The organism is Hymenobacter setariae (assembly GCF_007713685.1).
In the GTDB taxonomy this organism is placed as follows: domain Bacteria; phylum Bacteroidota; class Bacteroidia; order Cytophagales; family Hymenobacteraceae; genus Hymenobacter; species Hymenobacter setariae.
The window spans coordinates 442,847-458,355 of record NZ_VMRJ01000003.1 but is presented as its reverse complement, the minus strand read 5'-3'; the positions used below and the strand labels follow the sequence as shown (position 1 = coordinate 458,355).

Below are 15,509 nucleotides of genomic sequence, written 5' to 3'. Positions count from 1 at the left end.
ATCCTAGCCCCGATGGCAGCCAGGGTATAACAAGCCGCTGCAAAAGCAATGTTCCGGCCAAGTTATTTTTTAGTTAGGCTTACGAAGCTATAAGGCTAGCTGCGTGGCAGCTACCAGCTTTTTGCACTAAGTGCCTAATAATGCATTGCGATTTCTAGAATAGACCTGGCGCCCCTTGGAAGAGCTGGCTGGTACGCCACCCAGCGCCAAGGTTAAGCTGCACTAAGCACGACGCGGCTGGACCCAAAATTCGCTACCCATTTTTACCCTAGGCGGCTAGCCGTACCTTGGGAGCCATGAAACACGCGTTACCTACTCTGCTAGCTGGCCTAGGGCTACTAGCCACTGCCCCCGCCGCCCGCGCTCAGCGCGCGCCTCTCGATGCCCGCATTGCCCAGCTGGCCGCCGCCGAGCAGGCCAAGGTGGTGGGCTGGCGCCGCGACCTGCACGAGCACCCCGAGCTCGGCAATGAAGAAAACCGCACGGCCGCCCTCATCGCGGCTCAGCTCAAAGCCCTAGGTATAGAAGTGCAAACTGGCGTGGGCCGCACCGGCGTAGTGGGCATTTTGAAGGGCGGCAAGCCCGGCCCCGTAGTGGCCCTACGCGCCGATATGGATGGCCTGCCCATCACGGAAAGCACCGGCCTGCCTTTTGCCAGCACCGTCAAGACTACCTACCTAGGGCAGCCCGTGGGCGTGATGCACGCCTGCGGCCACGACACGCACGTGGCCATGCTGCTGGGCGCTGCCGAGGTGCTGAGCCAGCTCAAAAAAGACCTACCCGGCACGGTCAAATTTATTTTCCAGCCCGCTGAGGAGGGCTCGCTGCCCGGCGTGGTAGGTGGGGCCAAGCTGATGGTGCAAGAGGGTGTGCTCGAAAACCCCAAGGTGGAGGCCATCTTCGGGCTGCACATCTGGGCGTCGGCGCCGGTAGGGCAGCTGCAATACCGCCCCAGGGGCGAAATGGCCAGCTCTGACCGCTTCAGCATCAAGGTTATTGGCAAGGGCAGCCACGGCGCCAAGCCTTGGAGCAGCATCGACCCGGTAGTAACGGCCGCCGAGATTATCACGGCTCTGCAAACCATCGTGAGCCGCCAAACCGACCTTACCCAAGACGCCGCCGTGGTCACGGTGGGCACCGTGCAGGCGGGCGTGCGCTACAACATCATTCCGCCCGATGCCACGCTCAGCGGCACCATCCGGGCCTTTAGCCCCGACACGCAGCAGCGCATCTGGGCCGCCATCAAGCGCACTGCCAACGGCATTGCGGCGGCCAACGGCGCCACTGCCGAGGTCGGCATCGAGCCCTACGTGCCCGTCACTTTCAATGACCCGGCCCTCACGGCCCGCATGCTGCCCACCATGCAGCGCGTGGCGGGGGCCAAGAACGTGGTCGAGATAAAGGCCGTGACCGGCGCCGAGGACTTTGCCTGCTATCAGGAAAAAATACCCGGCCTATTTGTGTTCCTAGGTGGCACCGCACCCGGCACCGACCCCGCTACCGTAGCCGACCACCATACCGCCGGCTTCAAGGTCGACGAGAGCGCTTTCCCGCTAGGCGTAAAAACGTTGGCTACGCTGGCCGTAGACTACTTGACCAAAAAGTAGCGCAGTCCTTGTTGCCTAGGTTAGGCAGCCGCAATGGTTAATAAAACCGAAGCTCCGTCGGGGCGACCCACATATTTAGTGGGGTCGCTCCGACAGAGCTTCGGTTTTATCTGTAACTAACTGCCGCTATGCAGCTATCCTGCCAGCTGAGCTTAGGCTAGTCTTTTTAATCAAAGTGCACAAGCGGCTTACCCTTCTTTTTGTAGAAAGCATACTCAATTTTGAGCGCGCCGGTCATGAAGCTATCAACCGAGTTGGGGTTGCCACGCTGGCTGATACCGTCAAGCAAGTCGGAACTGGTGAAGTAGTACAAGCCTTCTAGCGTAAAGTAGAGCGAGCGGCTGGCACGTAGCGTAATCCCAGCGCCCACAGGCAGCACAGCTGCCACGCCCGAGAACGTAGCTGTGTTGTTGCCCTCGGCGACTAGCGGCACCGTGCTACCGAGCACCACTTGCGCCGGGGTGGGGTTGTAGACCATACCTCCTACGCCCGCCTGCAAGAAGGGCTGCCACGTGGTGGAGCGACGGTTGGGCCCTAGGTACATGCTCTTGTCGGCTAAGATATTATAGCGCAAGAATGTCGTCAGCAACGCATTAGTACCCTCAAAGCGATAGCCGCGGTCGGGGTATTGGTCTACGGCCTTGAACTTGACATACCCTAGGTCGGCCCCGAAGGTGAGGTGTGGGCTGAGCGTGCGCACCAGTCCTAGGCTCAAACCCAGGCGCAGGGTATTGTCGCGTAGCCGGCCGGTGAGGTCGCCGTTGTAATTGGCTAGGTTGAAACCGAACGCCAAGCGCGTGGGCAGCCGGCGGTAGGGCTGGTGGCTGGGCGTGTAGAAGTGGCGGGGCGGACGGTAGTCGGCCGGCGCGGCCTGGGCCGGGGCCGATAGCCCCGCCGCTAGGCTGCCGCTCAGCAGCGTGGCAAGTACAAGACGAATCATATACAAAAGTAGGAGGATAGACCCCGCAGCCAGTGGCTACGTAGGCAACTTGCTGCCCCATACGGCGCGCCCGCTCTGGTAGTTGGGCCCCGGGCTGGGGCAGTATCTTGCGCTCCTTACTCTGGTTTGCCTCAATGACTGTTCACTTTTCTCTCCCTTACCGCACTACCTACGGCCAGCGCATGGTGCTGTGCGGCTCGCTGCCTGCGCTGGGCCACTGGGAGTTAGCCCAGGCTCTACCCCTGCACTACGACGAAACTACTACTCGCTGGAGCGCCGAGGTAGAGGTACCCGCCGAGGCGGCCGCGGCCCCTATTTCGTATAAGTATGTGCTACTATTTGAGGGCGGTGGCGCCGTGTGGGAGTGGGGCGATAACCGCACCCTAGCCCTGCCTGCGGCCGGCTACGAGCACCTAGACGTGCGCGACTACTGGCGCGCGCCCGCCCAAGACGACAATGAGCTGTTTACCTCCGCCTTTACCAAAGCGCTCTTTCGCCGCCCCGCCCCTACTGCGCCGGCCGCCAAAATAGCCGCTACTAAGGTTGCTAAGGGCAAAAAGAAAGCCGACCCTATTCTAGCAGTGGCCGCCGCCCCAGCCACCAGTTTGCGTTTGCGCCTAGCCGCGCCGCGCGTGGCTACGGGGCACCAAGTATGCGTGCTAGGCTCTGACCCCGCCCTAGGGGCCTGGGACCAAGGCCCGGCCCTGGTACTGTCGGATGCCGACTACCCTTACTGGCAGGCCGACGTAACCCTACAACACCCTGAAGCTGAGCTGCAGTATAAGTACGGCATTTGGGACCCGACCACCCAAACCGTAGTGCAACTCGAAACCGGCGACAACCGCGTGCTGCCTGCCGGCAGTGCTGCCCCCGGTACCCTGCACGTGGCCGATGATGAGGGCTTCCGCTACGCTGCTGGGCCTTGGCGCGGGGCAGGCGTGGCGCTGCCTGTATTCTCGCTGCGCAGCGAGCAGGGCCTAGGCGTAGGCGAGTTTCCCGACCTGAAGCTGCTCATGGACTGGGCTGCCAAAACCGGCATGAGCGTGGTGCAGGTGCTGCCTATCAACGACACTACGGCTACCCATACCTGGGTCGATTCGTACCCTTACGCGGCCATTTCGGTGTTTGCGCTGCACCCGCAGTACCTGCACCTCGAAGGCATTGCTAAGCTCAAAGACAAGAAGGCGGCCGCCGAGCTAGCTCAGTTGCGCCAAGAGTTTAATGCTAAAGACTTCGTGGACTACGAGCCAGTGATGAACGCCAAATGGAAGTTCTTGAAGCTGCTCTACCAACAGGAAAAAGCCAAGTTCTTGGCCGACCCGGCTTTCCACAAGTTTAAGGTAGAGCAGGGCTCGTGGCTGATTCCGTACGCAGCCTTCTCAGGCCTGCGCGACCGGTTTGGCACCGCCGACTTCCACGAGTGGCCGCAGGAGTTCCGGGCACCCCACGGCCTAGAGCAACTGGTAGATGAACACGGGCCGGACTTTGATGAATTTGGCCTGCACTTCTTCACGCAGTTCCACCTCGACCGGCAGCTGACCGACGCCGTGAACTACGGCCGCGAGCGCCACGTGGTGCTGAAGGGCGACTTACCCATCGGCATCTACCGCCACTCGGTCGATGCTTGGACGCAGCCCGAGCTCTACCACATGGACCAGCAGGCCGGCGCCCCGCCCGACGATTTCTCGACCACCGGCCAAAACTGGCGCTTCCCCACCTACAACTGGGAGCGCATGGCCGAGGACAACTACGCCTGGTGGAAGCAGCGCCTAAGCCACCTGGCGCGCTACTTCGACATGCTGCGCATCGACCATATCCTGGGTTTCTTCCGCATTTGGGAAATGCCGGCCAACTCGGTCGAGGGGCTCCTGGGTCACTTCTCGCCCGCCCTGCCGCTGCACCGCGACGAGATTGAGCGCCGCCTAGGGTGGTTCAACTATGGCCGCCTGTGCGAGCCCTACATCCGGTGGCACCTGCTGGAGCGCACCTTTGGCGGCGATGCCCAAGCGGTGTTTGACGAGTTTATGGTAGCCGACGAGTACGGCGCCATTCAGCTGCGCCCGCACGTGGCCAGCCAGCGCCAAATAGAGACCTACATCGATGAGGAAATCAAGCTGCACTTTGAGCGCGAAGATTTCTTGTTGCGCGTGCGGCCGGGCTTGTATCACTTCGTCAATGAGGTGCTCTTCTTGCCGGCTGGCAATGACTATTTCCACCCGCGCATCACGCTCCACAAGTCGGATAGCTTCCGGGAGCTCGACGGTGACGAAGCACGCCGCCGGCTCTACGATGACATCTATGTTGACTTTTTCTTCCGCCGCCACGAAGAGTTTTGGCGCGAGCAGGGGCTGGTAAAGCTGCCACCCGTGCGCTACGCTACTAACATGCTCATCGCGGGCGAAGACCTAGGGATGGTACCCGCCTCGGTGCCCGGCGTAATGAAGCAACTCGGCATGCTGGGCCTCAACATCCAGCGCATGCCTTCCAACCCCGAAACGGAGTTTGGCCACCCTGCCGATGCACCCTACCTATCGGTAGTGAGCCCCGGCAGCCACGATATGAGCACCCTGCGCGGCTGGTGGGAAGAAGACCGGGTGCGCACGCAGCGCTTTTTCGAAACTACCCTAGGGCACTGGCGCCAGTTAGCGCCCTACTACGCCGAGCCGTGGGTCATTCGCGAAATCATCGCGCAGCACCTTGCCTCACCGGCTATGTGGGCCATCTTCCCGCTGCAAGACCTGCTAGCCATGGACAACCACCTGCGCCGCGCTAACCCCCACGATGAGCAAATCAACGTGCCTAGCAATCCCCAGCACTTTTGGAAGTACCGCCTGCACATTACCCTTGAAGAGCTTAATGATGCAGCTGGCCTCAATGAACCCCTACGAGCGTTAGTGGCCGAGAGCGGCCGTAGTCACACCTACTAGTTCCTCGCTGCTCCTTCTTGTAAAGAGGCTACCCCCTAGGGGGTAGCCTCTTTTTTTATGGTATAAGCCATGGGCAGCATTTCTTATAAGATGCTCGTCTGCTTAATTAGAAGTTTTTATAAAAATAATTATAATCATTGCCCTCTTCACATATCATTCCAATTTTTTTCTGTTTTATTGCTTTTCTTGTATTATGCTGAAATAATATTCACTAAATAAAATATGACAAAAGTCATTTATGCATTTTAACTTCATCATTAACACATAATCATTTTACTGATTTACAAATATTTGTTATACATTATTTCATTAGCCATGAATTAATAATTTAATTAATAGAGTAAAATTCCAGATTCTGTACTCAACATATTTTATCACTTATTAGGACACAAGCGTTTAATTTTGCTTTACTTACTGGGCATTATAAGCGCAGCACCTGACTAGCAATACTCCATTTTATACATTTTCCAATTCTACCCTGTCCTAACGCATATTTATGAGACCAGTCCTACGAATAGGCGCCTTGCTGCTCGGCTGGGTGGCCTTTAGGCCACCCACCGCACAGGCCCAAACATGCACCACTGCGGCGGTCAACTTAGACTACCGCCTTTCTGCCTCCACGAACACCTATATAAGCGGCGATTGGCGCAACCGAGCCAGTGCGCCCGCACCAGACGCCACATCGGCTACGCGGGTGAGCACGACCTACACCTCCAACGATAACAATAGCATGCTGACCACAGACCTAGTCAATGGTCAGACGCTAAGCTGGAGCACGCAGTATACCTCCTCAACCAATAACACCTCTACCGTAACGTATACATTCTCGCGCCCTGTAACCAACGTTACCGTGCGGGTGCAAGACATTGATGCGGTCTTCAACCCTGCTTCGGGGTTTCTTATCGTCACACCGAGCAGCGGCTTCACTGATGAGGTACAGTTTACGGGAGCTAATGGCACAACGCCGGTAGTACCTACCCTAGCCAAGGCTAACACAAGCACCAAGTACACTGCCATTGCGGGTAATACTGCCACGGGTATTGTCGCCGACGGTAATAACGCTACCACCGACGATGCTACAGTTATTGCTACCTATTCCTCAGCGGTTACGTCTATCACGCTGCGCTACCGCAACCTGACAACGGCGTCCACCATCAGCGGCCAGGCAGTGGGCATAGATAATATTAGCTGGTGCCGCATCACGCCTACGGCCAGCCCAGTAACGACGACTACAGTAGCCAGTTCGGCTACGCAGTCGAGCATCCGCAGCCTAAATGGCACTGCCGATGGGACGCTGTCCTACCAGGTAACTTCGCTGCCTGCTAACGGTACGCTATTTTACAATTCTACGGGTACGACCTACGTTCCCGTGACTGTAAACCAGACCTTGACGGCGGCCCAGGCTGCCTCGCTGCGTTATACGCCTAACCCAAACTTTACGGGCACTGCTACTACTTTCAACTATCGGGCTAAGGACGACGCGAACCTGACTTCGTCCACGGCAACTTACACCATTCCGCTGCAGTACGTAGCACCTTGTGGCACGACAACCAACACGCTAGACTTCACCTCACGCGCTGCTGGCGAAGACTGGAAAACTCACACGGCGCTGGCCGTGCCTACCGGCGCGACCACGACCATCAGCTCGGGTAACTACACCAGCGCTAACACCACGACTTCGACGCTACAAACTGGCAACGCCAACTCGGCCAGCCTAGCCTGGAACAACGACTTCTCGACCACCAGCGGCACTTCGTCGGTGACCTTCACCTTCTCGCGTGAAGTGTCCAACTTCACGACTCAGGTGCAAGATATTGACGCGGCAGCTGGCTCTTTTGTCGACGTAGTAACCTTTGCCGGTGCCAACACAGCGGGTACTAACGTAACCCCCTTCCTATCGGTAGCCAACCCCAGTGCGGGCGTGGTGACGGTGAGCGGTGCCACGGCTACCGGCCAGACTGCCACTAACAGCACCGTCGACGGCACGGTGACGGCTTATTTCCCAAGCCCCATCAAGACGTTGACTATTACCTACGCCAGTGGTACAGGCGCTGCTGCAAACCCCGCCGCGCAGCTTATCGGCATCGATAACATGAGCTGGTGCCGCCTCCCCCCGACGGCTGTTGGCGTGACCACAGCCACGGTATCCAGCACCGCTACGCAGGCCAGCATCAGCAGCCTAAACGGCTTGGCCTCCGACGGCGGCACTATCACCTCGTATCTCGTTACGAGCTTACCCGCCAATGGCTCGTTGCTATATCTCACTGCAGGTGGCACCTATGCTCCCGTGACTGCGAACCAAACGCTGACGGCTGCTCAAGCTAGCTCGCTGCGTTACACGGCTAACCAGGCCTTCACTGGCGCTAGCACCACCTTCACATTTAAAGCAATCGACGAAGCCGGCGCTAGTTCAACCAATACGGCTACTTACACCATTCCGCTGCAATACGTAGCGCCTTGTGGCACGGCAACCAATACGTTTGCCTTCGGCTCGCGTCCTACTAATGAGGACTGGAAAAACCACGCGGCCCTAGCAGTACCCACCGGTGCCACTACTACGATTAGCTCGGGTAGCTACACGACTAGCGCTACCACTACCTCGGTGCTGCAAGTAGGTACAGTCAACACTGTTGCTACCCTAGGGTGGAACAACGACTACTCAGGCACAGGGCGCACCTCGTCGGTAACCTTCACCTTCTCGCGTGAAATATCTAACTTCACTACGCGCGTGGTGGACATCGACGGCGCGGCCGGCAGCTTTATCGACGTAGTAACTTTCGCCGGCGCTAACGCAGCGGGCACTAACGTAACCCCCTTCTTGTCGGTAGCTAACCCTGACGCGGGCGTGGTAACCATTAATGGTGCCACGGCTACCGGCCAGACGGCTACTGAAAGCCCAGTAGATGGCACGGTGACGGCTTATTTCCCAAGCCCCATCAAGACACTGACCATCACCTACGCCAACGGCGTGCCGACCTCCGTGGCAGACCCTGGCAACCAGATTATTGGCATTGAGAACATGAGCTGGTGCCGCCTCGCCCCGACGGCTGCACCAGTGACTGTAGCTAATATCTCGAACGGCACTACTACTCCGGTGCCCATCAGCAGCCTAAGCGGCTCAGCACCCGATGGCACGATAAAGTCGTACACCATTGGTGCCCTACCCCCAGCTACCCAAGGCGTTTTGTACCTGAATGGTAACCCGCTGAGCGCGAATAGCACGCTGACACCGGCACAGGCTTCCCAATTGGCATTCCTGCCCAATGCTGCGTACGCAGGCCAAGTCACGTTTACTTACCTAGCTACCGACGACGCTAACATCGCGTCAAACAACGCCACTTATACCATTCAGGTGGTGGCAAGCCCACCTCCTGCAGCTTGCGCTAGCCCTGGCAAAGACCTAACGACCTTCTCGGCCGTGCCGAACACCTACTATCCTGGGGTAACGGCCACGGCTGGCAGCACCCAGCTAAGCGTAGGCGGGCTACGCAACGGCGGCAACACCACGACGATTGCCGCCAACGACCTGCTGCTGGTTATTCAAATGCAGGGCGCTGACATCAACAACAGCAACTCGGACAGCTACGGCGACGGCGTAGCCGGCGGCGGCGCTAGCGGCAACCTGACGACCAACTTCACGGCTGGCCAGTATGAGTACGTAGTGGCTACCGGCCCAGTAAGCGGTGGCATAGTCAACATTGCCTCGAAGCTGGTGAACAGCTACACCACCTCGGCGGCTGGCACTGCTACGCAACGAAGCTTCCAGGTAATACGCATTCCGCAGTATTCCAACCTGACCTTAACGGCTAACGTGGCCCCCCCGGCTTGGGACGGCAGCACTGGCGGTATTGTAGCTCTCGACGTAGCCGGCACCCTGAACTTTGGCGGCAAAACCATCGACGTTTCTGGCCTAGGCTTCCGCGGCGGTGGAGGACGCACGCAGGCTACGGCAGCGGGTAACAATACCGACTACGTAACCATAACGACTGCCAACGCCCACGCCCAGAAAGGGGAAGGTATAGCTGGTACTCCACGCTATGTGAACGTACCGACCACTCCTAACAATGCGAACACCAATGCCACTATTGACACTGGTATCGAAGGCTATGCGGGCGGCCCTAGCGGCCGTGGTGCGCCAGGCAATGCCGGCGGCGGTGGCAATAACAATATAGACAACAGCGGCGGCGGCGGCGGTGCCAATGGTGGCACTGGCGGCCGTGGTGGCAACAACTTCGCCGGTAACCAGGCTATCGGTGGTGAGCCAGGTGCTAGCTTTAGCGCAGCCGCTAGCTCGCGCCTAGTAATGGGCGGCGGCGGCGGCGCTGGCACCACTAATAACGCTACTGGCACGCCCGGCAATGGCTTCGCTAGCAGTGGAGCAGCGGGTGGTGGCATTGTGCTATTGCGCGCAGGTACTATCACGGGCACGGGTAGCATCCTGGCCAATGGCGGCAATGCCAACAACAACACGGTCGACGACGGCGGTGGCGGTGGTGGGGCTGGTGGGGCCATCCTCCTCACAGCCCGTAGCACTAGTTCGCTCAGCCTGAGCGCTAATGGTGGCGCTGGTGGCAACACTAACCCGGCTACCAACTCGGGCCCCCACGGCCCAGGTGGTGGTGGTGGTGGTGGCATTATTTTCACCACCAGCGGCGTAACTGGTACACTTAGCGCCACTGGTGGCGCCAACGGCACTACAGTGGACACGAACGGCAACCGCATTGCCTTCGGTGCGGCCACTGGCCTAGGTGGTATTACCAACACGGGTATTAGCAACAGCATTGCAAGCAGCACGGCAGGTGCCGACTGCGTAGCCGACGTATCGACGACCATCACTGGCCCCACTACCCTCACGGCAGGCCAGGCTACTGCTCCCTTCACGGTTACGTTTGCCAACAATGGCACGGGCCCGGCTAGCACCGTGACCCAGCGCGTGACTCTACCCACGGGCGCCGGCCTCACGGCAGCGCAGCGCGCTACTATCGTGGCGGCTTATCCCAATGCAACCTTCTCCACGACTGGTACGGGCGTTACTGCTGCTACAATCATCGACTTTGGCACGCTGAATCAGCTGGCGAGCGGGGCTTCGTTCTCGTACTCGTTCGCTTATACTGCACCGGCCACTGCTACCACCACGGGCTCGATTGCGACTATTAGCAACACCACAACGACCACTCCAGAGCTTGGCTTGACGGCCAACAACACGTCGTCGACCTCTTCGACTGTGGCGCCTGCTGCCGACGTAACGGTGGCCCTTGCCGGCCCTACTACGCTCAATGCGGGCCAGCCCACTGGTACCTTCACGGCTACCTTCACCAACCAAGGCCCGAGTACTGCATCTACTGTTACCCGCATCGTGACGCTGCCTAGCGGCGCTACGGTTTCGGCCACGCAGCAGACAACTATCAAGGCGGCTTACCCGAATGCTTCTTTTGCTACGCCGGGCACCATTGATTTCGGCTCGGTCAGCTCGCTAGCCAGCGATGCTAGCAGCGTCGTTTCGTTTGCCTTCACGGCGCCCTCCGCTACGGGGGCCTCGACCCTAGGTGGCAGCACCAGCACTACCACCTCTGAAGGTGCTAACAACGCTCCAAACTCGACTTCTCTGGCACTGAACACGGTAGCGACTGCGGATGTAGTGGCTGCCATCGGGGCCAGCGCTACTGCCACGACGGGCACGTTCACGGTGACCTTCAGCAACAACGGCCCGCAGACGGCAACCGGCATAGTTCGCACTGTGCAGCTGCCCGCCGGCCTCACCGACGTGACGCTCTCGGACAACAACGCTTCTTACAACCCAGCTACCGGCCTAGTGACTTATGCTTCTTCGCCAGACCTAGCAACGGGTACCTCGCAAGCTACGACCATCACTTATACGCTGACGAGCAGTGCTACGCCAGCCGCCGCTACGGCAAACATCAGCACTACGACCAACGAGGCCGGCCTAACCGCCAACAACACGACTACGGCCGTAATGCCCGCCCAGTTTGACCTAGCTACGACCCTCACCGGGCCTGTCACGACCATTGCGGGCTCGCCCACTGTGCTGTACGTAACCACGACCAACAATGGCCCCAACAGCGCGCCATCGGCTTCGCAGACTATCAGCATTCCCTCTGATGCGCCCCTCACCAACGTGTATATCACCAACGGCGGCACTTACGTCTACAACGCTACGTCGAAGGTTGGTACTGTCACGTTCCCCGCGCTGACCAACCTGCCCGGTGGTGAAACGGTTACCAATAGCATCAGCTTTGGGGCCCCAGCCAGCAACTTTGCACCCTCGGCACAGGTAGCCATCGCGACTGGTGACGCTAACACGGCCAACAACACGGCCTACCTCAACGGTAGCGCTACCAGCTCGTCGGTAACCGTAACGGGAGCTACGCTGGCTAAAACCAACGAGACCACGACCATCACGGCCGATGCTACCATCGTGAGCGCAGGCTCCGTGGTTACCTACACGGTGCAGTCGTTCAACAACGGCTTCCTCAATACTCCGTCGGTGAACAACGTGGCAGAGCAGGTACAATTGCTGCCTGGCCTCACGCCTACTACGCTCACAGTAGGAGGCGTCAACGGGACGCTGCTCAACAACATCATCACGTTTGCAGCACCTCAAGGCACAACTACCTATAACACGCTAACGGGCTTGCTCACTTACCCAGTGCTAGCCACGCAAGCCAGCGGCAGCTCGTTTACTTACGACAAAATTGCCGTGACGGTACCCGCCCATGTTGGCAACAACGGCCAGATGATGGCTACTGCCTCGGTAAGCACCGCTAGCAGCGACCCCGTACCGGCCGACAACACCTCGTCGGTAGTGGTAAAAGTGCTGACGCCAGCTGACCTCACGTCGAGCCTCTCAGGCCCCAGCGTTACTGTTGCCGGCCAGACAGCTAGCTACACGGCTACGTTTAGCAACCTAGGTACGGGCTCGGCTACTTCGGTAGTGGAGACGGCTCAGCTACCCGCTGGCCTCACCAACGTGCTCGTGCAGGATGCCAACGGCAACGTAATTACCAACGCCTATGACCCAACTACGGGCCTGGTTACCTTCCCAGCCGTGGTTAACGCCCCTGCTGGCAGCAGCCAGGTATACAGGGTCTCGTTTGCGGCACCAGCCCAAAACTTCTCGGTGAGCAGCTACATCAGCAGCGGCAATACCGATAATGCGACAAACAACAACACGTCGCTGGTGCGCACTATGGTGAGCCCCACTTCCGATGTTGCCGTGTACCTGAGTGGCCCAGCCACAGCCGTAGCCGGCAATGCCGTGACCTACGCCGTGACGGCCATTAACAACGGCCCCAACACAGCCAGTGCCGTGCAAACGACGTTGCAGCTACCCGCCGGCCTCACTGGTACGGGCACAGTTGTCACCAATCCTGATGGCAGCAGCAACAACGGGGTTATGCTGAGCGGCGGTAGCACCTATAATGCCACTACTGGCCTAGTAACCTTCGGCAGCATTACTACGCTACCCGCTGGTGACAGCCGCGTGAACTTGGTGACCTTCCTCATGCCTAGCAACCCGACCAATGGGCAAATAGGCGGTACGGCCTCGATTTCGACCAGCAGCACGGACATTGTAGCGAGCAATAATACCTCGGCTATCACAACCGATGTAGCCCCCGCTACTTCCGATGCCGCTGACCTCGTAACGAACATCATTCCTCCGACTTCGCCTGCTACGGCCGGCACGACGGTCTCTTATGAACTACGCTTCCGCAACAACAGCTCGACGACACCGGCTATCAAAGTAGCACCGACTGCCTACCTGCCCGCCGGCCTGAACAACGTAGTGGTGACCACTGTAGTCAACGGCGCTACGGTAGTAGTACCCAACGCGTACAACAGCGCTACTGGCCAAGTAGTACTGCCCGTCATCGACAGCCAGGCACCAAGCAACCTGACCTCCTATTTCGTTAGCTTGACGGCTCCGGCCAATTCCTTCGTGATTTCGGCATCGGCGGTGTCATCTAACACCTCTGACCCCAACCCTGCCAACAACATCCAGAGCAACCAGGTGAATATCACCCCGGCTTACGATGTGGTAACGACGGTAGCTGGTCCTGCTTCGGCGCAGCCGGGCAGCATCAACACCTACACGGTGACTACGACCAACAATGGCCCTTCGACTTCGTCGACCACGGCCAACAGCACTACCCAGACGGTGACGGTGCCCGCCAACTCGGTTGTGGACGGCCTACCCACTGGGGCGACCTATGACAAGAGCACGGGTGTAATTACCTTCCCAGCCATCAGCGGCCAAGCTGCCGGGGCCAACGGAGCCGTGACCAATACGTTCACGGTAGTGATGCCCGCCACGGGTAGCCTGCCGCTCACGGCCAAGGTTACTGCCGTCGGCGAGACCGACCCTACCAACAACAGCTTCACCCTGACTACCGCCCCAGCCAACCAGGCCCCGGTGGCGCAGAACGTGTGGAACACGCTGCAAAGCGCCCGCGGCAACACTGCCAACCAGCAGGCGCCGGCTGGCCTGCTCATCTCGCCGCTCAATGCAACGGATGCTGATGGCACCATCAGCAAGTACACGCTGGTGAGCCTACCCGACCCAACGCAGGGTGTGCTTTACCTCAGCAATGGTACTCGCGCTTCTGTGGGTGATGTGCCAGCCAATGGCTTGTACTTCGCGCCTTTCGCTGGTTACGTGGGCAATGCCACCTTCACCTTCCAAGCCGTCGATAACGGCTCGGCTGTGAGCAACATTGCGCTGTACACCATTCCGGTAGCACAAGACCAAGCTTCGACCTACGCCACGTATAACTCGGGCAAGAGCACCTACGCCGCTGGCGAAGTACTGGCCCAAGCCATTGACCCCAACGCGGCTGTGTACAACAGCAATGGAGCCATGTACGATGCAGCAGGTGTGCAGCAAGCTGGCGCCAGCAATGGTGTATCGAAAGCCGTACTCACCTCGGGCACGCTGCCCTCGGGCGTAGTGCTCGATGCCAACACTGGCCGTATCTACGTGGGCGACGTCACTTTGCTGCCGCAGCTAACGCAAGCCACCAGCTACGCGCTGCAGGTAACGACGACTGACGCCAACGGCGGCAACACGGTGGTACCCGTAACCCTCGTGCTCGGGGCCACTCCGCTACCCGTAACGCTGGTTGACTTTACGGCTAAAGCAGTGAGTAACCGCGATGCCCTACTCAACTGGGCTACCGCTTCGGAAACGCGCAACGACCACTTCGAAGTAGAGCGTAGCTTCGACGGCACGCACTTCATCAAGATTGGCCAAGTAGCCGGCCACGGCACTACTACCGCAGCTAGCACTTACTCTTTCACCGATGCTAACGTAGCTACCCAAGCTACTGGGGCCGTGTACTATCGCCTGCGCCAAGTAGATATCGATGGAATGGCTACCTACTCGCCGCAACGCACGGTTAGCTTCTCCAAAGCAGTACTGGCTAAGCTTACACTGTTCCCCAACCCAGTGCAGAGCCGCACTACCCTCGACCTGAGTGCGCTGGCAACTACTACCTCGGTAAACGTCCAACTGCTCGACGCTACTGGCCGCCAGGTACGCACCTGGACGCTCCTAGGTGGCGTAGCCCAGCCCTTAGAGCTAGCCGATGTGGCCAGCGGTAGCTACCTGCTTGTAGTTACCGGCCAGCAGCCCGACGGGTCTGTGTTCAAGCAGACGCTGCGCCTGACTAAGGAATAGGGTTTTCCAACAACTAGAAAAGGTCCTTCTCTTTTGGGAAGGACCTTTTTTTTAGGCTTTGCGTGGCTTGGTGCTCAGCCCCAACCTAGGCGGTATTACGCCAGCCTTTACTGCTAGCCTGACATGGGAATAACCTAACAGATGCCGGTACGCTGTCCGCTAATGGCGAGCAGCGCTACGAAGAACAAGCCATATTACTAAATTATAAATTTCATCAGAAAAATACACAAAAAATTATTTAAAATATTTATTAATAAAATACAAAATAAAAAGTTTATAAATTAAACTTAGATACCTATATACAGAGTAAAATAGTGTTTTTACAGCGTTTTTAGCACTAC

The 15,509-nt window shown here is 58.5% G+C and carries 4 protein-coding genes; 3 read left to right on the top strand and 1 reads right to left on the bottom strand.

What is annotated here, in order from left to right; translation table 11 throughout:
• Positions 1-296: 296 nt before the first annotated feature.
• The gene (locus FNT36_RS12925) at positions 297-1,607 is read left to right on the top strand and encodes an amidohydrolase (protein WP_144848237.1); all 1,311 of its coding nucleotides are present in this window, start codon (positions 297-299) and stop codon (positions 1,605-1,607) included.
• Positions 1,608-1,773: 166 nt separating this feature from the next.
• Here the strand turns inward: FNT36_RS12925 and FNT36_RS12920 are convergent, their stop codons facing one another.
• Positions 1,774-2,547 (bottom strand): hypothetical protein, encoded by a 774-nt coding sequence (locus FNT36_RS12920; RefSeq protein WP_144848235.1) that lies wholly within the window; start codon positions 2,545-2,547, stop codon positions 1,774-1,776.
• 134 nt (positions 2,548-2,681) lie between these two features.
• Here FNT36_RS12920 and FNT36_RS12915 point away from each other — a divergent pair, with 134 nt between their 5' ends.
• Positions 2,682-5,474, top strand: coding sequence for a 4-alpha-glucanotransferase (locus FNT36_RS12915; protein ID WP_144848233.1), 2,793 nt, complete (start codon positions 2,682-2,684; stop codon positions 5,472-5,474).
• A gap of 496 nt (positions 5,475-5,970) precedes the next feature.
• Positions 5,971-15,168, top strand: a complete 9,198-nt coding sequence (locus FNT36_RS12910) for a beta strand repeat-containing protein (RefSeq protein ID WP_144848231.1) — start codon at positions 5,971-5,973, stop codon at positions 15,166-15,168.
• Positions 15,169-15,509 lie beyond the last annotated feature (341 nt).

Bases quoted from the DNA above. Each gene is read 5' to 3' on its own strand.
- FNT36_RS12925 (WP_144848237.1), top strand. From the start codon at position 297: ATGAAACACGCGTTACCTACTCTGCTAGCTGGCCTAGGGCTACTAGCC.
- FNT36_RS12915 (WP_144848233.1), top strand. From the start codon at position 2,682: ATGACTGTTCACTTTTCTCTCCCTTACCGCACTACCTACGGCCAGCGC.
- FNT36_RS12920 (WP_144848235.1), bottom strand. From the start codon at position 2,547: ATGATTCGTCTTGTACTTGCCACGCTGCTGAGCGGCAGCCTAGCGGCG.
- FNT36_RS12910 (WP_144848231.1), top strand. From the start codon at position 5,971: ATGAGACCAGTCCTACGAATAGGCGCCTTGCTGCTCGGCTGGGTGGCC.